The 18,092-nt window shown below is 73.5% G+C and carries 16 protein-coding genes; 11 read left to right on the top strand and 5 right to left on the bottom strand.

Annotated features, from left to right (window positions below):
• The first annotated feature begins 78 nt into the window (after positions 1–78).
• The 3 genes from J2S44_RS07360 (at position 79) to J2S44_RS07350 (ending at position 3,631) form a co-directional block, all read left to right on the top strand.
• Entirely contained in the window at positions 79–2,346 is a 2,268-nt protein-coding gene (locus tag J2S44_RS07360; RefSeq protein WP_310410107.1) for a SulP family inorganic anion transporter, read from the top strand.
• A 190-nt stretch (positions 2,347–2,536) separates the two neighbouring features.
• Positions 2,537–2,674 (top strand): hypothetical protein, encoded by a 138-nt coding sequence (locus J2S44_RS07355; RefSeq protein ID WP_310410105.1) that lies wholly within the window; start codon positions 2,537–2,539, stop codon positions 2,672–2,674.
• Between the two features lie 30 nt (positions 2,675–2,704).
• Complete coding sequence (locus tag J2S44_RS07350; protein ID WP_310410104.1) at positions 2,705–3,631, top strand: DUF2332 domain-containing protein; 927 nt, start codon at positions 2,705–2,707, stop codon at positions 3,629–3,631.
• Between the two features lie 533 nt (positions 3,632–4,164).
• Here J2S44_RS07350 and J2S44_RS07345 read toward each other — a convergent pair.
• Together J2S44_RS07345 and J2S44_RS07340 are read right to left on the bottom strand one after the other, a co-directional pair.
• Positions 4,165–4,338, bottom strand: coding sequence for a hypothetical protein (locus J2S44_RS07345; RefSeq protein WP_310410102.1), 174 nt, complete (start codon positions 4,336–4,338; stop codon positions 4,165–4,167).
• 89 nt (positions 4,339–4,427) lie between these two features.
• On the bottom strand, positions 4,428–4,844 hold the full coding sequence (locus J2S44_RS07340) for a hypothetical protein (protein ID WP_310410100.1): 417 nt from the start codon (positions 4,842–4,844) through the stop codon (positions 4,428–4,430).
• Between the two features lie 97 nt (positions 4,845–4,941).
• Here J2S44_RS07340 and J2S44_RS07335 point away from each other — a divergent pair, with 97 nt between their 5' ends.
• Entirely contained in the window at positions 4,942–5,709 is a 768-nt protein-coding gene (locus J2S44_RS07335; RefSeq protein WP_310410098.1) for an SIR2 family NAD-dependent protein deacylase, read from the top strand.
• Between the two features lie 68 nt (positions 5,710–5,777).
• Here the strand turns inward: J2S44_RS07335 and J2S44_RS07330 are convergent, their stop codons facing one another.
• From J2S44_RS07330 to J2S44_RS07320, 3 genes are read right to left on the bottom strand one after another with little or no spacing between them, the layout of a single operon-like run.
• Positions 5,778–7,361: a substrate-binding and vWA domain-containing protein gene (locus J2S44_RS07330; protein ID WP_310410096.1), complete on the bottom strand. Its 1,584-nt coding sequence runs from the start codon at positions 7,359–7,361 to the stop codon at positions 5,778–5,780.
• A complete protein-coding gene (locus J2S44_RS07325; protein ID WP_310410093.1) occupies positions 7,358–8,470 on the bottom strand; it encodes a substrate-binding domain-containing protein in 1,113 nt (370 codons plus the stop codon). Before J2S44_RS07325 ends, J2S44_RS07330 begins: the two co-directional genes overlap by 4 nt.
• Positions 8,467–9,504: a serine/threonine-protein kinase gene (locus J2S44_RS07320; protein WP_310410091.1), complete on the bottom strand. Its 1,038-nt coding sequence runs from the start codon at positions 9,502–9,504 to the stop codon at positions 8,467–8,469. Before J2S44_RS07320 ends, J2S44_RS07325 begins: the two co-directional genes overlap by 4 nt.
• Before the next feature lie 186 nt (positions 9,505–9,690).
• On the opposite strand from J2S44_RS07320, the gene J2S44_RS07315 reads away from it, so the two are divergent.
• The 7 genes from J2S44_RS07315 to J2S44_RS07285 all read left to right on the top strand — a co-directional run bounded on the left by J2S44_RS07315 (position 9,691) and on the right by J2S44_RS07285 (position 17,812).
• Positions 9,691–10,806, top strand: a complete 1,116-nt coding sequence (locus J2S44_RS07315; protein ID WP_310410089.1) for a sensor histidine kinase — start codon at positions 9,691–9,693, stop codon at positions 10,804–10,806.
• Positions 10,785–11,456, top strand: a complete 672-nt coding sequence (locus tag J2S44_RS07310; RefSeq protein WP_310410087.1) for a response regulator transcription factor — start codon at positions 10,785–10,787, stop codon at positions 11,454–11,456. The genes J2S44_RS07315 and J2S44_RS07310 overlap by 22 nt, the downstream gene beginning before the upstream one ends.
• A 40-nt stretch (positions 11,457–11,496) precedes the next feature.
• Positions 11,497–12,081 carry an ATP-dependent Clp protease proteolytic subunit gene (locus tag J2S44_RS07305; protein ID WP_310410085.1) on the top strand — a complete coding sequence of 195 codons (585 nt, stop codon included), beginning with the start codon at positions 11,497–11,499 and terminating at the stop codon, positions 12,079–12,081.
• 26 nt (positions 12,082–12,107) lie between these two features.
• A complete protein-coding gene (locus J2S44_RS07300; RefSeq protein ID WP_310410083.1) occupies positions 12,108–13,454 on the top strand; it encodes an FGGY family carbohydrate kinase in 1,347 nt (448 codons plus the stop codon).
• 240 nt (positions 13,455–13,694) lie between these two features.
• On the top strand, positions 13,695–16,886 hold the full coding sequence (locus J2S44_RS07295) for a sensor histidine kinase (RefSeq protein ID WP_310410082.1): 3,192 nt from the start codon (positions 13,695–13,697) through the stop codon (positions 16,884–16,886).
• Complete coding sequence (locus tag J2S44_RS07290; RefSeq protein WP_445343956.1) at positions 16,883–17,305, top strand: roadblock/LC7 domain-containing protein; 423 nt, start codon at positions 16,883–16,885, stop codon at positions 17,303–17,305. Before J2S44_RS07295 ends, J2S44_RS07290 begins: the two co-directional genes overlap by 4 nt.
• A gap of 114 nt (positions 17,306–17,419) precedes the next feature.
• A complete protein-coding gene (locus J2S44_RS07285) occupies positions 17,420–17,812 on the top strand; it encodes a RidA family protein (protein ID WP_310410080.1) in 393 nt (130 codons plus the stop codon).
• Positions 17,813–18,092: the final 280 nt, after the last annotated feature.

Genomic DNA, 18,092 nt, shown 5'->3' with positions numbered 1-18,092 from the left:
CGGCCACTCCATCAACCGCTGATCGCTACTCTGTGCGCACGTAAGGACCGCACCTTACGTACGTAAAGAAGGTGGAGTATGGCGATTTTTAAGCATTTAAGGGTATCGGGGAGCGTTGTCGCGCAGGGCGACGGCAAGCTCCCGGCCGGCGATCCGGACCCGCCACCGGCGGCCGACGGCGCCCACGGCCCGCCCGTTACCGGCGAGCCCGGTTCCACAAAGGCCTGGACCTGGCGCGGTGACTTCGGTGCCTCGCTGGTCGTGGTGCTGATCGCCGTGCCGCTCTCACTCGGCATCGCGGTCGCGTCCGGCGCGCCACTGGTCGCCGGCCTGATCAGCGCCGTGGTCGGCGGCATCGTCGGCGGTCTGATCGGCGGCTCAGCCGTGCAGGTCAGCGGCCCGGCGGCCGGCCTCACCGTGATCGTCGCCGGCCTGGTGCAGGCCTACGGATGGGCCGCCACCTGCGCGATCGTCGCCGCGGCCGGCGTGCTGCAACTCCTGCTCGGCCTGTTCCGGGTGGCCCGCGCCGCGCTCGCGGTCTCACCCGCGGTCATCCACGGCATGCTCGCCGGCGTCGGCGTGGTCATCGCGCTCTCCCAGCTGCACATCGTGCTCGGCGGCACGCCGCAGAGCTCCGCGCTGGACAACCTGATCGAGCTGCCCGGCCAGCTCATCCGCAACCACACGCTGACCGTCGCCACCGGCCTGCTCACGCTGGCCGTGCTGATCGCCTGGCCGCGCCTGCCCACCCGCGCGCGGGTGATCCCGGCGCCGCTCGCCGCGATCGCGGCCGGCACCGGCGTCGCGGCCGTGCTCGGCTGGGACGTCGCCCGCGTCGACCTGCCCGCGGACCCGCTCGGCGCGCTCGTCACGCCACAGTGGCCGGACGGCAGCTGGACGTCGATCGCGGGCGCGGTCATCGCGGTCGCGCTGGTCGCCAGCGTCGAGTCGCTGCTCTGCGCGGTGGCCGTGGACCGGCTGCACGACGGCCGGCGCGTCAACCTCGACCGGGAACTGGCCGGACAGGGCGCCGCGAACCTGACCGCCGGACTGCTCGGCGGCCTGCCGGTGGCCGGCGTGATCGTGCGCAGCACCGCGAACGCCAAGGCCGGCGCGCGCAGCCGCCGCTCCACCGTGATGCACGGCGTCTGGGTGCTGGCGCTCGCGCTGGCCGCGGCGCCGGCGATCGAACTGATCCCGCTCGGCGCGCTGGCCGCGCTGCTCGTCGCGATCGGCGTGCAGATGGTCAACCTGGCGCACATGCGCGGCGTGCACCAGCACGGTGAGCTGCCGGTCTACCTGCTGACCATGGCCGGGGTGGTGGCGCTCGGGCTCTTCGAGGGCGTCCTCATCGGGCTCGGCTGCGCGCTGCTGTTGACGATCCGGCGGCTCGCGTCCATCCACGTGCGGGTCACGCCGGAGCTGGACGGCTCGGTCCGGGTCGCGGTGGACGGGTCGCTGACGTTCCTGAGCGTGCCGGCACTGACCCGAGCGCTCACGGCCGTACCCGCGAGAGCCGTTGTTGATCTTTCTTTGAACATCGATTTCATGGACCACGCCGGCGTGACCGCGATCGACGACTGGCGCACCGGATACGAGCGGGCCGGCGGGACCGTCCGCATCGACGAGATGCTCGAGCAGTGGTACGCGCCGGGCAAGTCCGGGCTGCCCCGGCCGGTGCGGCGCACGCCACCGGTCCGCAACCGCGCGGCCTGGCACCCGCTCGCGACCACGCTCTCCGGCCGCCGTCAGCTGGAGGAGGGCACGGAGGAGTACCAGTCGAAGGTGGCACCGCTGGTCCGGCCGCTGCTCAGCGAACTGGCGCACGGTCAGCGACCCACCCAGCTCTTCATCACCTGCGCCGACTCGCGCCTGGTGCCCAACATGATCACGTCGAGCGGGCCGGGTGACCTGTTCACGGTCCGCAACGTCGGCAACCTGGTGCCGCGCCACGGCGAGGCCGACCCGAACGACTCCACGATCGCCGCCATCGAGTACGCGCTGGCGGTGCTTCCGATCCGGACCATCACGGTCTGCGGGCACTCGGCCTGCGGCGCCATGGACGCGCTGCTCACGCCGGGGAGCGCGGGAAACATGCCGTACCTGAGCGGCTGGCTGCGGCACGGCTCGCACAGCCTGGACCGGCTGTCGTCGCGGCCGGACGGGCCCGACCGCCTGGACCGCCTCGGCCGGGAGAACGTGCTGCAACAACTCGAGAACCTGCGCACCCATCCGGCGGTCGCGGCCCGCGAGGCGGCCGGCGAACTGGAGCTGTGCGGCGGCTACTTCGACATCGCCGAGGGGCGCCTGCACATCCTCTCGCCGGCCGCGCCGGTGACCGTCTGACCACGTTCCACAGTGGCACGATTTGGTGATCTGCCCAGCTCAGGAGGCCCGTAGAGTGGATCTCGGCCGGTCGGGAGGGATCGGCCGAGACACGCTGCGAGGGGACGTCGACATGACCTACATCGGCCCGGGCTAGACAGACCCTCAGATCACCCGCGTCCCCGGGCGCTCCGGCGCCCGGGGACGCTTCATGTCACTCGCACAGCGTAGCGATGGTGCGCCGGATGCTCAGCTCAGCATCGGCCCGGTCCTCGCCTTCGACGACGCCGTCAAACTGAAAGTGCATGCGTTGCCGAGGACGGTTGAGGATGCCTGTCTCGACCGGTGACGGTGCGCGAGACGGAGGGCGGGCCGGCGGATGACCGATGTGCGGTACAGCGCGTTCGCGCGGGAAGCGCGCGGAGTGTCGCCGGCGTACGAGGCGCTGGCGCGCGGGGTGGCCGGGGACGCGGAGCTGATCGCGCTGATCGATCGGCTGCCGGAGGCCAGGCGGCAGCCGAATCTGCTGTTCGGGTCGGTACGGCTGCTGGGCGGGCCGGTGGACTCGTGGGCCGGGTTCCGGGCGTTCGTGGTGGAGCGGTGGGACGCGGTGGCGCTCCAGATGCGCGCGCGGATCACGCAGACGAACGAGGCCGGGCGGTGTGCGGTGCTGCTGCCGGTGCTGGCGTCGCTGCCGCAGCCGCTGGCGCTGCTGGAGGTGGGCGCGTCCGCCGGGCTGTGCCTCTATCCGGACCGCTACTCCTACCGGTACGGCCCGTACGTGCTCGGGGACGGCGTACCGGTGCTGGACTGCGTTTCTGATCTTCTGCCGTCCCGGCTGCCGGACGTGGTGTGGCGGGCCGGTATCGACCTGAACCCGCTGGACGTGCGCTCACCCGCGGACCTGGCCTGGCTCGACGCGCTGATCTGGCCGGAGCACGAGCACCGGCGCACCCGGCTGCGCGCGGCGGCCGCGGTCGCGGCGGCGGACCCGCCGCTGCTCGTGCGCGGTGACCTGGTGGAGGCGCTGCCCTCACTGGCCGCGCGGGCGCCGGCCGGTGCGACGCTGGTCGTGTTCCACACGTCCGTGCTGTACCTGGTGCCGCCGGAGCCGCGCGCGGCGTTCGTGTCACTGGTGCGGTCACTGCCCGGTCACTGGATCTCGAACGAGGCACCGGACGTGCTGCCACCGGCCACCCCGGTCGGCGCGCCGCCGGACGGCCACCACAACCTGCTCGCGCTGGACGGCCGGCCGATCGCCTGGACACGCGGCCACGGACAGGGAATGACGGCCGTGCGCGGGTGACCCGGCCGGCGACGGCGTGACTACCTCTGGCGCAGCCAGCCGAGCAGGCCCGTTCGCCGTCCGCCGGGCCCGCTCCGACGTCCGAGACCGCCCAGACCTCGCCGCGTCGCGGTCCGCTGACGATCAGGTGCCAGTAGAGCGCGCAGCCGTCCGTGCCGAGCACGACGGACCCGTGGTCGTAGACGCGGCGGATGCGTTCCGGGTCCGCGTCGGGGTCCTCTTCCCACAGCCAGGCCTCGGTCAGCGGGAAGGGCGCGGCGAGATCGCGATCCGCGGCGTCGCCGTCCCAGTCGTCCGGCAGGTCGGCGAGGCCGATCAGGCCGTCGATGGGCGAGCCGTCGGCCGTCTCCGCGACATACGTCCGGTACGGCTCCGGCAGCACGATGCCGTGCGCTCGCTCGAACGCGTGCACCGCGTCCCAGCCCAGCGCGGGAGGGCCGCCGTAGGCGGCGGCGAGGGCGGCAAGATCTTCGGAAACCGGCCGTTCGGTGTGCATGCGGTGCATTCAATCGCACCACGCGCGCGACGGCCGTCTAGAGGTGGCGGGAGATGCGGGGGTCGTCGGCCGGGAGGGTGCGCACGCGGCCGTCCCGGTCGATCACCCGGACGACCGGCACCCGGCCGGTGCGCGGGCGCGCGGACAGCCAGGCAAGGCCGGCCACGGCCAGCAGAGCGATCGTCGACACCCAGAGCACCAGGGTCGGCATGGGGGACCTCCCAACGTCGGCCACACCAGAGTAGCGCGCGCCGGACGCCCCGCCACCGGTGGAAACAATCACCCAGGGTAACCCTCAGGTCAGCCGGCCGCGGCGGGCGGCCACTGGCCGGGGTCGCGTGGCGCGGGTGAGATCGGGCGGACGACCACGTCGTACGCGCCGGTGCGCGGCACGCGTTGCGGCTCCGGCTCGCCGATCTCCGCCTCGGCGGAGACGGACAGCCCGGACGGGTCCCAGGAGAGCAGGTCGGCCGGGTCCTGCCGGGCCGGGTCGAGCCGCTGCGCCGGCGCGACGGGCCGCAGGCTGCCGAGCGTCTCGAGCAGGCGTGGGACGTCCGCGCCGTCCAGCCGGAACGACGCCCGGCACTGACGGTCCGTCCAGAGCGACAGCACGATCATGCCGCTCTCGTCGTGGCAGCTGACCCGCATGACACGACCGTCGCCGCGGACATCGGAGAAGAGATCGCCCCGGCGTGGCATCGGCACGAGTTCACCCATGCGCACATCCTGCCGCCCCGATCATCAATTCGGAAGGGACGCCATGACCGAAAAATCCCTCGCTGCCGGTACGGGCTGCGCCCTAGCCTCGGTGGCCATGAACGCGTCGACGCCCGTCTGGGCGCAGCATGTCAGCCGGGTCGCGATGCTGACCGGAGCCGGGGTGTCCACCGCGTCCGGCATCCCGGACTACCGCGGGCCGGACGGGGTCTGGACTCGGGACCCGTCGGCGGCGGAGGCGTTCACCTACGACCGGTTCATGGCGGACGCCCAGGTCCGGGCGCGGTTCTGGCGGACCTATCTGGACCACGCGGCCTGGGGTGCGGAGCCGAACCCGGCGCACCGCGCGATCGCGTCGCTGGACCGGCCGGGGCTGGCGCTGCGCGTGCTGACCCAGAACATCGACGGGCTGCAGCAGCGGGCCGGGCTGGCCGAGCGGAAGGTGCTGGAGCTGCACGGCACCATGCACCGCACGGACTGCACCGGCTGCCGGCGCGGCGTGCCGACGACGGAGGTCCGGGCGCGGGTCGCGGCGGGGGAGGACGATCCGCGCTGCACGGCGTGCGGCGGCATCCTCAAGCTCGGCACCGTGCTGTTCGGTGAGCGGCTGAACGCGCGGCTGCTCGGCGACGCGGCCGCGATCGTGTCCGCGTCGCAGCTGGTCGTCGCGGCGGGCAGTTCGCTGATCGTGAACCCGGTCGCGTCGCTGTGCGCGCTCGCGGTGGAGCGGGGCGCCCAGCTGGTGATCATCAACCGGGATCCGACGCCCTACGACGCGATCGCGGCCGAGGTGATCCGCGAGGACCTGGTCGCGGCGCTGCCCCGGGTGGCCGGCCTGCTGACCGCCGCGCCGGCTCGCGCCTGAGAACGCTCGGTGCACCGGGGAGCGCGATGCGCGGCTCCCCGGCGTACCGGCGACGGAGTTCGATTTTTCTACTGGTATCCGCGGATCTGGCAGAAAGCCCTGGTCAGGTCGCCGTCGCGGGCGTCCCAGGTCTGCCCCCGGGTGACCGCGGCGACCTCGCGCATCTCCCGCTCCGCGGCCTCGCCGAACAGGATCGGGAAGACCGGGACCGCCGCGCCGCCCCGCCGCGACACGAAGTCCTTGAACGCGGCCAGGTCCCGGCCCTGGTTCGACTCGCCGTCCGTCATCAGCACGATGCTGACGAACCGGTCCCGGTCGCCGGCCGCGTCCAGGCTGGCGTACGCGGCGACCAGCGAGTCGTAGACCGCGGTGTCCCCGCCCACGCGCAGCGCGTCGATCGCGCCCCGGATCGCGTCCCGGGACGGCTGCGCGTTCGCGGCGTCGACGGTGAACGAGCGCGCGGCCTGCGGCGTCTGGCTGAACGGCAGCAGCACCACGTCCTCGCGGCTGCGGAACCGGCAGAACTCACCGGTCAACGACGTGTTCACGCCGGTCAGCCCGGACAGCGCGGCCTTCAGCGCGATGATCCGGTCCCCGTCCATCGAACCGGACACGTCCAGCACGTAGACGGTCCGGGACGGCCGGCGCAACTCGTCGTTGTACGCGGTGAGCAGCGCCTTCAGTGAGGCCTGCGTCTCCGGGAACGGCAGCTCGACCGGCGATTCCGGCAGACCCGCGGGCAGCGGTACGCCGGGCAGCGCCGGCCGCCGGGCCGTGGCCTCGCCGATCCGCCGTTGCACGTCCGCGCCGCGCAGCCAGGAGGCGAGCCGCCGGTGCGCGTCCCGGGCCGCCTCCGGCGCGTCCGCCAGCACGGTCAGCGGATAGTCCGCGGTGACCACGCCGTCCGACGGGTGGACGATCGTGAGCTGCTCCGGCAACGCGCCGGAGCGGTTCAGCGCGACCAGCGACGACTCGTAGGTGAACAGGCCGTCCAGCTGACCGTTGCGGGCGACGAACTCGTCGGCCAGCCAGTCGGACGAGCCCGCGGTCAGGCTGTGCGCCCGGAAGAAGCCGTTGACCGGTTCGGACACGCGCTCGATCGCGGCCGCGTCCAGCGCCCGGCCGCTGCCGTCGATCGCGGACGCGACCGCGACCAGCGTGGAGAAGCCGGTGTTCGACGCGGCCGGGTCGGTCATCGCGAACGTGAAGTCCCGGCGCGACGCCGCGGTCGCGATCTCGGACCAGGTGACCGCGCGGTTCGCCCAGCCGAGCCGGGTCGCGGTGGACGCGCGCAGGCCGAGCACGACCGGCGAGCTCATGATCCGCTCGGCCGGGCCGAGCCGGCTCTTCGCGGCCGGGTCCATCTCCAGGTAGCGGTTGGCGGAGAACCAGACCGCGTCGTACGCGGCGCCGCTCGCCACCTTCTCGGCCCCCTCCAGGCTGCCGGTGAACTCGAACTCGACGGTGACACCGGTCGCCTTCGCGGCGTCGGCCAGGATCGGCTCCATGTCGGCCAGCTCGCTGCCGGCCAGCACCCGCAGCGTGGTCGCGGGGCCGTCCGGTGACTCCGGACCGGGGTCCTGCCCGGGTGTGGGCGTGCAGCCCGCGAGCAGGGCGACCGCCAGGGCGGCGGTGAGGACGCGCCGGATCATTTCGCACACTTCCCGGTGGTGTCGTCGAACGAGGGGTTCGCCTCCAGCTCGGTCAGCATCGACTCGAGCAGCGCGTACTCCGGCGGCTCCTGCACCACCGGCGGCTCCGGCCGGTCGGTCAGCGCGCGGCCGTCCAGGCGGAAGCCGTACTCCGCGGCCAGGTTCTGCAGGTGCTCGTCGGTGTCCAGGACCCGGCCGAGCCGGTCGCCGGCGTCGGTGAACGGCACGACCGTGTGCCGGGCGTAGACGGTCGGGTTCGGGAACAGCATCACGTGCTCGCCGTCCCGCGGCACCGTGATCGCGGACGTGGTGTCGAGGAACTGCTGCTCGTAGACGAGCGCGAGCGGGGACCGGGCCGGGCCGTCGCTGAGGTACTGCTCGAACAGGTCCTGGCTGGTCTCCTCCTTCGTGCCCTGGTACGCCATCAGCCGGCACATGTCCGGCATGACCTTCGCGACGTCGGCCGCGGACGAGACCGGCCGGTCCCCGTTGAGCGCCGCGGACGCGAGCGAGACGAACTGGATCGCGGAGCCGGAGTCCTTCGGGTCGGTCGTGCGCAGCAGCACGACCTTGTTGTTCGGTGAGCTCTCGTTGCCGGTGAGCTGGTTCCACCGGGTGCCCCGGCGGGCCAGCTCGACCAGCGCGTCCACGTCCACGACCGAGCGGTCCTGCACGGTGGTGACCACGCCGGCGCCCTTCAGCATCGTCACGACCGGCTGCCAGGTGGCGACCACCATCACGGACGAGAACGGCTTGTACGTGTCGTTCACGCCGCGCAGCTGCCGGATCCGCTCCGCCGTGGACGCGCTGGACGGGAACGCGAAGTCGTACGGGTGCGCGTCGTCCGACAGCGTGTTGACCATGTCGCGCGAGCCCTTGGCGTCGACCACCAGCGTCAGCCCCAGGCAGGACAGCCGGGACAGCACACGCGGATCGTTCAGGTACGGCGACTTCTCCGACCCGATCACGCCGGTCACCCGGGTCCGCTCGCCGGTGCAGCCGGCCACCGGCTCGTCGCCGGACGCGGTGGCGCGGCGGACCACGGCCCACGCGACCACCGCCACCAGCACCACGCTGACCAGCAGCGCGACCATGCGCAGCGCCTTCATCGTCCGTCGCCTCCGGTGTCCTCGGGTGTCTCTCGCAGCGCCCAGCCGGCCACCACGCCGGCGATCACGAGCGCGGGCAGTGCCCAGACGGCCATGGTGGTGTCGAGCAGGTCCGCGGCCAGCAGCCCGACGCCGGCGACCGCGCCGATGCCGCCTCCGGCGGAGGAGAACCAGATCACCGGGGTACGCCGAGCCCGCGCGGACGCCGGCTCCGAGCCCGTCGGCGAGCTCCGCCAGGCCCGGTGGACCGCGTCCCCGAACGCGCGCGCGTCGGCGTACCGGTCGGCGGGCCGTTTCGCCATGCCGCGCATGACCACGTCGCGCAGCGCCGGTGGCACGGTGTCCGGCAGCGGGTCCGGCTCGCGGTCCCGGTGGTCGGTGATGGTGAACCGGCCGCCGAACGGTTTCCGCCCGGCCAGCGCCTCGTAGAGCACCACGGCCAGCGAGTAGATGTCGGCGCGCCCGTCCGCCCGGTCGCTGACCAGGCGTTCCGGCGCCACGTACGCCGGCGTGCCGACCATCTGGCCGACCCGGGTCAGGTCGGACGTGTCGATGTGCTGCGCGATGCCCCAGTCGATCAGGAACGCGTGGTCGGTGCCGGTCAGGTAGCCGCGCTCCAGCATGATGTTGGACGGCTTCACGTCCCGGTGCCGCAGGCCGCGCTCGTGCGCCGCGGCCAGCGCGGACGCGATCTGCGCCACGATCGTGACCGTGCGTTCCGGCGTCAGCGTGCCGGCCGCCATCTCGTCCGCCAGCGTGCGCCCGTCGATGTAGCGCATCGCGATGTACGGCTCGGGCAGCTTCGCGCTGAAGTCGTAGACCACCACCACGTGCGGGTTCTCGATGTCGGCGGCGATCTCCATCTCGCGCAGGAACCGCTCGCGCAGCTCGGTGTCGTCCAGCGCCTCCGGCGCGAGCAGCTTCAGGGCCACGATCCGGCCGCCGCGGTCGAGGTCGCGGGCGCGCCAGACCTCACCCATGCCGCCCCGGCCGATGAGGTCGAGCCGCTGGTACTGACCTACTGGCGAGGTCACCATCCACCTCGAATCCGCGGGGTAGGAACGTGCCAGCGATCGTACGAACGGGGAACCAGGATCTTGGCCGTGAAAACGGCGGAAACGGACGCGCGCCATCCGGAGTTCAGCAGATGTTCGTCAGTCGGTACGCCGTCGACTTTCGGCCGCATCGCCGGTGCGCCCGGCGCCGCTAGCGTGAGCGGCATGCGCCGGACGTACGACCTCACCGTGACCGCGATCAGCGTGGCGCTCGGCCTGCTGTGGCTCTGGGTCGCCCGGACCGTCGACGGCGATGACGAGTTCGCGCCGCTCGGGATCGAGTTCGGCGGTCTGACCGTCGCGGTGCTGCTCTTCCTCTGGCTGCGCCGCTCCCGCCCGGTGCTGCTCGGGCTGCTGCTCGGCGTCGTCGGGATCGCGCTGCCGTCGGTGGGCGGCCTGTCCGCGGCCGCGCTGGTCGGCGTCGCGTCCCGGCGCGGCGCGCGGTGGGCGTTCCTGATCTTCGTGGTGGACGCGGCCCTGATCCTCTCGCTGTTCCAGGAGGAGGGCGGCCCGACCCGGGAGTACTGGGAGACCGCGGCCGTGCTGCTGATGGCCGACCTGGTGCTGATCTCCGCGGGCCTGCTGCTGCGCTCGCACCGGGCACTGGTCCGGTCGCTGGAGGAACGCGCCCGGCAGGCCGAGGAGGGGCAGCGACTGCGCGTCGAGGAGGCCCGCCACCTGGAACGGGAGCGCCTGGCCCGGGAGATGCACGACGTGCTCGCGCACCGGATCTCGCTGCTGGCCGTGCACGCGGGCGCGCTGGAGGTGCGGCGCGGCGCGTCCGAGGAGGAGACGCGGGCGGCCGGGGTGATCCGGGAGTGCGCCTACGACGCGCTGGAGGACCTGCGCGAGGTGATCGGCGTGCTGCGCGCGGCCCCGGACGCGGACGCCGACCGGCCGCAGCCCGGGCTCGCGGACCTGACCGCGCTGGTTGAGGAGTCGCGGCGGGCCGGTGCGCGGATCGAGCTGACGGCGCGGCTGCCGGACGAGGACCCGGGGCGGGCCGGGCGGCACGCGTACCGCATCGTCCAGGAGGGTCTGACGAACGCGCGCAAGCACGCGCCCGGCGCGCGGGTGCGGGTCACCGTCGACGGCGGACCGGACGACGGGCTGAGCGTGGAGCTGACGAATCCGGCCGCGGTCTCCGGCGGGCTGCCCGGTGCCGGGGCCGGCCTGATCGGGCTGCGCGAGCGGGTCGACCTGGTCGGCGGCCGGATCGAGCACGGCTGGACCGGGACCGGCGAGTTCCGGCTGAGAGCATGGCTGCCGTGGAGACCGTGAGAGTCCTGATCGCCGACGACGACGCACTGGTCCGGGCCGGGCTGACGATGATGCTCGGCGGGTTCGACGACATCGAGGTCATCGGTGTGGTCGAGGACGGTGACCAGGTGGCGGCCGCGGCCGCCCGGCTCCGGCCGGACGTGGTGCTGATGGACATCCGGATGCCGCGGATGGACGGGCTGGCCGCGACGGAGGCGCTGCGGGCCCGCCGGGATCCGCCCGAGGTGATCGTGCTGACCACGTTCGACACCGACCGGCACGTGCAGCGCGCGATCCGGGCCGGGGCCGGTGGCTTCCTGCTCAAGCACACCCCGCCGGCCCGGATCGCGGACGCGATCCGGCAGGTCGCGGCCGGTGAGCCGATGATGTCGCCGGAGGTGCTGCGCCGGATGATGGGCTACGTCGCGGGCGCCGGTGTGGACCCGCGCCGGGACGCGGCCCGCACCCGGCTGGCCGTGCTCAGCGACGGCGAGCGCGGCGTGGCGCAGCGGGTCGGTCGTGGCCTGACGAACCAGGAGATCGCCGCGGAGCTGCACATGAGCACCGCGACCGTGAAGGCGTACGTCTCCCGGGTGCTCACCAAGCTCGACCTGAACAACCGGGTGCAGATCGCGTTGCTGGTGCACGACGCCGATCTGCCCATGGCATAACCGGTCGGCGGGGCGGGGGAGCGGCGGCTATACAGAAGGGATGAGCGATCCGCGCCGGTGGCAGCCCGAGCCCGAGCCGTACCCCCATCAGGGGCTGAGCCCCTGGCTCGAGGAGCGGCTGTTCGACCAGCGGATCGTGATGCTGCGCGGGCGGATCACCCCGCCGGCGGCGTCGCAGGCCGCGGCCGCGCTGTTCAGCCTCGACTCGGCCGGCGACGCGCCGGTCCAGATCCACCTCGCCTGCCCGGACGGTGAACTCGCCGCCGCGTTCGCGGTGGTCGACGCGATGGACACGATGCGGTCGCCGGTGCACGTGGTGGTCACCTCCGAGGCGGGCGGTGCCGCGCTCGCACTGCTGGCCGCGGCGCAGCGCCGGCTCGGTTACCGGCACGCCCGGTTCAAGCTCTCCGAGCCGCACGCGTCCGCCACCTCCGGCACCACGGAGCAGGTCACCGCGGCCGCCGGGCAATACCTTCGTGAGCTGGAGGAACTCGCGGTCCGGCTGGCCGAGGCGACCGGCCAGACCCGGCACCGGATCGAGGACGATCTGGGTGCCGGGCGCATGCTGACCGCGGAGCAGGCCCGCGACTACGGACTGCTGCACGAGATCGTCGGTAAACCCTGAGCGATATCTGGGTACGGTGTCGGGCGATGAGCGCTCTCGGAAACATCCTCGCCTTCGACCTCGGCACGTCCTCGGTGCGTGCGCTGGTGCTGGACCATGACGCGGTACCGGTACCGGGCGCGCTCGCCCGCCGCAAGTTCTCCCCCACGGTGGACGGGGACGGCGCCGCCACGCTCGACGCGCAGGCCTACCTCGGCGCGCTGATCGAGTGCGTGGACGAGCTGCACGCGGCCGGCCGGCTGGACGGTGTCGCGCACGTCTCGGCCAGCGCGATGTGGCACTCGATCCTGCCGCTGGACGGCGCCGGCAAACCGCTCGGACCGGTCCTGACCTGGCTCGACACCCGTCCTCGCGCGCACGGCCGGGCGACCGGGCCGGACGACGAGGCCGCGTTCCACCACCGGACCGGCGCGTGGTGGCACCCGCTCTACTGGACGGTGCGCATCCCGTGGCTGCGGGAGCGGTCCGGCACCGCACCGACCGCGTTCAGCGGCCTCGGCGAGTACGTGTGGTCCGCGCTGCTCGGCGAGGGCCCGATCTCGGTCTCCCAGGCGTCCGGCGCCGGCGTGCTGGACCTGGCCGCGCAGACCTGGGACGCGGAGGCGCTGTCGCTGGCCGGCGCGCGCGAGTCCGAGCTGCCCCGGTTGGCCGCGCCGGGCTGGCGGGGCCGGCTGCGCGCGGAGTACGCCGGCCGCTGGCCCGCGCTCGCGGACGCGGACTGGGCCGCGCCGGCCGGGGACGGCGCCGCGTCCAATGTCGGCTCCGGCGCCGGTGACGCGTCCCGGGCGGCGATCACCGTGGGCACGTCCGCGGCCGTGCGGATCGCGCAGGAGGCCCCGGCCGGTGCGTCGCTGTCGCCGCTGCCGGCCCAGCTGTGGCGCTACCGGCTGGACCACACGCGCGTGGTGACCGGCCGGGCCTACTCCGGCGGCGGCAACCTGTTCGCCTGGGCGCAGCGTGCACTGCTGCTGCCGGAGGGCGACGCGCTGGAGGCCGCGCTCGACGAGATCGTCCCCGGTCAGGTCGGTGTCTGGGCCGATCCGCGGTTCGGCGGCGACCGTCCGCCGGGCATGACGCCGCCCGGCGAGGGCCGGCTCGGTGGGCTCGGGCTGACCACCACGGGTCCGCAGATCCTGGCCGGGCTGATGGACGGCGTGTGCGCGCAGATCGCCGATGACCTGGTCGTTCTCGAGTCCACTGTCGGCCGTACCGTGGATGTGCGCCTCGGCGGCGGCGCGGTCGCGGCCTCGGCGTGGTGGCGGCGCGCGTTCACGTCCGCGCTCGCGCCGCGCCGCGTGGAGGCGGTGGACAACCCGGAAGTGGGCGCGGTCGGCGCCGCGTTGATCATGCTGGCGGATCACCCGAACGGATGATGGGCCATCGGCGACTCCGCCACGGAGGCGTCGGCCACACTGACGGTCGCAGATAAACGTCCGAGCACGCGTATTGGGATTCCCGCTGTCACCTGCTTGGATGTGATCATCTTCGGTGTTCACCCCCCCTCGCACCGGAGGACCTCAGGAGGTGTGGTGGCTTCTGCCACGGGTCCGTCGCGTCGATCGGCGTCCCCTTCAGACCGGCGCCGCCGCGGTTCCCGCTCAGGTGGGTCGCGATTGCGCGTCGAGGACTGGCCGATCCGCACGAAGATCGTCGCAGTGCTCGTCATTCCGTCGGTGGCGTTCATGCTGGTCGCCGCCGTGCAGGTCACCGACTCCGTGCGCCGGAGTCTCGACCTGGCCCAGTTCGCGCGGGAGGCCCGGCTGGCCCCGCAGATCGTCGAGGTGATCCACGACCTCCAGGCCGAGCGGGACCGGACGATCGGCGAGGTCAACCCGCAGAAGGACCTGTCCGCCGTGTTCCGCCGCCCGTCGCTGGTGCAGAACGCGATGGCGGAGTACTACGCCGAGACCGACGCCTCGGTGACCGCGCTGCGCACGGCCGGCGACGACGTCAACGGCACGGTGGCCTGGCAGGCGGCGTACACGGACTCGATCAGCGCGGTCGAGTCGATCGGCCGGCTGCGGGTCACGCTGGCCGACGACATGGCGAACGTGCTCGTCGACTTCCCCGGCTCGATCAAGACGCTGGACGACTCGTACACCCGGGCGATCACCACGCTGATCGGCCTGCTCGGCGCGCCGACCGCCGGCTCCGACCGGCCCGAACTCGCGCTCGCGCTGCAACGCCAGGTCGAGATGGCGGAGATCACGGAGATCCTGGCCCGGCAGCGCGCCATCGTGTTCCGGGCCGCGAAACCCCCGGACAAGGTCGCCCCCGGGTACGCGGAGGGAGACCTCGACCAGTACAGCGCGCTGCGCAGCGAGCTGGTGGACGCGGTCCGCGAGTTCCGCAGCGTGGCCGCGCCCGCGCAGATCAGCGCGTACGAAGCGACCACCCGGGACGACGCCACCCAGGACCTCACCCGGCTGGAATCGATCACGCTGAACTCCAGCGGCAAGTTCCCCGCCGCGGACGAGTGGTGGGACACCAGCGAGCGGCGGCAGGCCGTGCTGGCCGGCGTCCAGTCGCAGGTCGTCCGGGACGGCGTCGGCTCCGTCGACGAGGCCTCCGGCGCGCAGACCCGCAGCACCGTGATCAGCGCGGCCGCGATCCTGATCATCCTGCTCGCCGCGGTCATCGCGTCGCTGGCGATCGGCACGTCCATCGTCCGGCCGCTGAAGCGCCTCCGCGAACAGGCGCTCAAGGTTGCGCAGACCGAGCTGCCCGAGACGCTGGAACGGCTCCGCTCGGTGCAGCGCGGCATCCCGGACATCTCGGTCGGTGATTCACAGATCCGCGGCCGGGACGAGATCGGTGAGGTGGCGCGCGCGTTCGTCGACGTCCACCGCTCCGCCGTCGACGTCGCCCGCGAACAGGCGTCCATGCGCCGCAACGTCAACGCGATGTTCGTCAACCTCGCCCGCCGCAGCCAGGTGCTGGTCGAGCGCCAGCTCGAACTGCTCGACGAACTGGAGCGCGAGGAGAGCGACCCGGACCAGCTGACCAACCTGTTCAAGCTGGACCACCTCGCCGCCCGCATGCGCCGCAACGACGAGAACTTGCTGGTCCTCGCCGGCTCCGACAACGCCCGCCGGTGGCGGGACCCGGTCGCGCTGTCCGCGGTCGTGCTCGCGTCCACCGCCGAGATCGAGGACTACACCCGGGTCCGCCACGACGCGCCGGACGGCGTGCACGTGATGGGCCACGCGGTCGCGGACGTGGTGCACCTGCTGGCCGAGCTGCTGGACAACGCGGCCGCGTTCAGCCCGCCGAGCACGGTCGTGCGCCTGTCCGGCCGGCTCGCCGCGGACGGCACCGTGGTGCTGGAGGTCGTCGACGACGGCCTCGGCATGACCCCCGGCACCGTCCAGGAACTCAACCAGCTGCTCGCCGAGCCGCCCGCGGTCGACGTCGCCGCGTCCGAGCGGATGGGCCTCTTCGTGGTCAGCCACCTCGCGGCCCGGCACGGCATCCGGGTCAGCCTGCGCTCCGGCGAGCGCGGCGTGATCGCCACCGTGTGGATCCCGCCGTCCGTGCTCACCGAGGCACCCCGGGACGACGCGCTGCGCGGACCGTCCACGCAGCTGCCGGCGCTCCAGTCGAGCGCGCCGATGGCGCTGCCCGCGTCCGGTGCCGCGCCCGCGCTGCCCGCCGTCTACGGTGGCACGCCGCCGGTCCTGCCGGGCTCCGGCTCACGGGAACTGGTGCCGACCGGCTTCGAGGCGGCCGGCGTGATGACCGGGACCGTGGTCCCGGTGTCCGCGGTGCCGTCCACCGGATACCGGTCCCCGGCGGCGGCCCAGCTGCCGCCGCGGCCCCCGGTCGACCTGCGGCTCAACCAGCCGCCGGCGCCACGCGCGGTGCGGCCGTCGCCGCGGCCCGCCGGTGGGCAGCCGCGACCGGAGATCGCCACGTTCTTCGACACGACCGGGACCGGGCCGCTGCCGCTGGTGCCGAAGCAGCGAAGCGGCGGCGTCATCTCGGCCGTGCCGACGCCGCCGGGACCGGCGCCGACCGAGGCGGTCCGGACCAGCGGCGGTGCGGTCTACGGCTCGGCCGCGTCCGGCGTCACGGCGCGGCCGGAGCTGCCGGCCGGCCCGACGTTCGGTCCGTCGTCACCGGCGCCCTACGGGTCCTTCGCGCCGGCCGCACTCGCCGGGCCCGCCGGACCTTCCGGGTTCGCCGGACCTTCCGGGTCTGCCGGGTCTTCCGGGCCTGCCGGGTCTTCCGGGCCGGTGGGGCCGGAGGAGTCCGGTGGCTACCCGGTGTACGGCTCCGGCGGCCCGTCCGACTCGGGTGCGTTCGCGATGCCGTCCGCGTACGACGCGTTCAGCGGTCGGCGCGCGGCCGAGAGCAGCGGCGAGTATCCGGTCGCCGCGTCGCCCGTCTCCGCCGCCCCGGCCGCGCGCCCGGCCCGGCCGATCCGCGCGGAGGACGTGCTCGGCGCGGCCAGCGGCGCGTCCGGCGGCGGCACCTGGTGGAACCGGTCCGGCGCCGGCAAACCGACCGGCGGCACGACCGCGCTCGACCGTACGCCGACGGCCCCCGCGGCCCCGGTCACCGGCGGCACGAACTCGGCCGGCCTACCCATGCGAGTCCCGATGGCCCAGCTCCCCGACGGCCAGGGCGGCACTCCGGCCCCGGCCGGCCGCGCGCCCGAACGCAAGGTCGCGGAGCTGGACCCGGAGGCGACCGGAACGACGCTCAGCAGGTTCTACAGCGGCATCCGCGCCGCTGAGACCGAGGAAACAACAGAAAACACCGGGTCGCACACGGCGATCCGGTGGGAGGGAGACAGGCAATGACCGTGCTGAGCCAGGAGGCGCGCGACCTGAGCTGGCTGGTCGACGCGTTCGCCCAGCGGGTCCCCGGTGTCGCCCACGCGATCGTGGTCTCCTCCGACGGCCTGCTCCTCGCCGTGTCCGACGGCCTGCCCCGCGACAACGCGGACAAGCTGGCCGCGGTCACGTCCGGCCTGTACAGCATCACCCAGGGCGCGGCCACCATGTTCGACGGTGACGTCGTCAAGCAGACCGTGGTCGAGATGGGCCGCGGCTTCCTGCTCGTGATGAGCATCCGCGACGGCTCCATCCTGGCCACGCTCGCGGTCCGGGACGCCGACATCGGCGTCGTCGGCTACGAGATGGCCCGCCTGGCCAAGCAGACCGGCGAGATGCTCACGCCCGCCCTGCGCGCCGAGCTCCAGGGCTCCCTGCCGTACTGATGAGACAGCACCGCTGTGCTGCGGAACGGCGGCGTCCCGGCGCCGGCGCCCGCAGCACGGCGGTGCGCCGCACCGGCCGCCCGCCCGGAACGCGCTGTTCGTAGGATGCCCCGTATGTCGCCTGAAGCGGTCAACTCACCCGCGCTCGCCACACCGCCCGGGTACAGCCACGCCATGCGCGCGGGCGGGCTGCTGTTCGTCTCCGGCCAGGTGCCGTTCGACTCCGAGGGCGCGGTGGTCGGCGTCGGCGACATGCGCGCGCAGGCCGAGCGGACGTTCCAGAACCTCGGCACCGTGCTCGAAGCGGCCGGGGCCTCGTTCGCGGACCTGGTCAAGCTCACGTACTTCGTCCGCGACGTCTCCGCGGTCGCGGACGTGCGCGCGGCCCGGGACATGTTCGTCGACGTGCGGAACCCGCCGGCCAGCTCGCTGGTCGAGGTGTCCGCGTTGATCCACCCGGACCTGCTCATCGAGATCGAGGCGATCGCGGAACTGCCGGGAGCGTAAGCGGGCCGCGTCCGCACGGTGCGCGGCAACCAGCGGTCGGCACCGGTCCCGCCGCCTGCCGAGCGCGCCGGCCGCCGCACCGATTCGATCTTCGCGCCCCGAGGTCGCGGCACAGCCGAATGATCTCCGCCGCGCGTCTGGATCATGCTGGCCTTCCGCTTCGGTCACGCAACGCCTTCGGCTACGCAACGCGCCTTCGGCCGCGAAAACGTTGCGGCCCGCGGAATCCTTGCGGCCCGCGGAATCCTTGCGGCCCGCGGAATCCGTGCAGCCGCGGAAC

The sequence above is a fragment of the Catenuloplanes niger genome (assembly GCF_031458255.1).
Classification (GTDB): Bacteria; Actinomycetota; Actinomycetes; order Mycobacteriales; family Micromonosporaceae; genus Catenuloplanes; species Catenuloplanes niger.
Note: the sequence above shows the minus strand (reverse complement) of the source record. Positions and strands in the feature narration are given on the sequence as shown.

Excerpts from the sequence above, each read along its gene's own strand:
- J2S44_RS07285 (WP_310410080.1), top strand. The coding sequence starts at position 17,420 with ATGTCGCCTGAAGCGGTCAACTCACCCGCGCTCGCCACACCGCCCGGG.
- J2S44_RS07315 (WP_310410089.1), top strand. The coding sequence starts at position 9,691 with ATGCGCCGGACGTACGACCTCACCGTGACCGCGATCAGCGTGGCGCTC.
- J2S44_RS07305 (WP_310410085.1), top strand. The coding sequence starts at position 11,497 with ATGAGCGATCCGCGCCGGTGGCAGCCCGAGCCCGAGCCGTACCCCCAT.
- J2S44_RS07345 (WP_310410102.1), bottom strand. The coding sequence starts at position 4,338 with ATGCCGACCCTGGTGCTCTGGGTGTCGACGATCGCTCTGCTGGCCGTG.
- J2S44_RS07360 (WP_310410107.1), top strand. The coding sequence starts at position 79 with ATGGCGATTTTTAAGCATTTAAGGGTATCGGGGAGCGTTGTCGCGCAG.
- J2S44_RS07350 (WP_310410104.1), top strand. The coding sequence starts at position 2,705 with ATGACCGATGTGCGGTACAGCGCGTTCGCGCGGGAAGCGCGCGGAGTG.
- J2S44_RS07340 (WP_310410100.1), bottom strand. The coding sequence starts at position 4,844 with ATGGGTGAACTCGTGCCGATGCCACGCCGGGGCGATCTCTTCTCCGAT.
- J2S44_RS07335 (WP_310410098.1), top strand. The coding sequence starts at position 4,942 with ATGAACGCGTCGACGCCCGTCTGGGCGCAGCATGTCAGCCGGGTCGCG.
- J2S44_RS07325 (WP_310410093.1), bottom strand. The coding sequence starts at position 8,470 with ATGAAGGCGCTGCGCATGGTCGCGCTGCTGGTCAGCGTGGTGCTGGTG.
- J2S44_RS07310 (WP_310410087.1), top strand. The coding sequence starts at position 10,785 with ATGGCTGCCGTGGAGACCGTGAGAGTCCTGATCGCCGACGACGACGCA.
- J2S44_RS07355 (WP_310410105.1), top strand. The coding sequence starts at position 2,537 with ATGTCACTCGCACAGCGTAGCGATGGTGCGCCGGATGCTCAGCTCAGC.
- J2S44_RS07300 (WP_310410083.1), top strand. The coding sequence starts at position 12,108 with ATGAGCGCTCTCGGAAACATCCTCGCCTTCGACCTCGGCACGTCCTCG.
- J2S44_RS07290 (WP_445343956.1), top strand. The coding sequence starts at position 16,883 with ATGACCGTGCTGAGCCAGGAGGCGCGCGACCTGAGCTGGCTGGTCGAC.
- J2S44_RS07330 (WP_310410096.1), bottom strand. The coding sequence starts at position 7,361 with ATGATCCGGCGCGTCCTCACCGCCGCCCTGGCGGTCGCCCTGCTCGCG.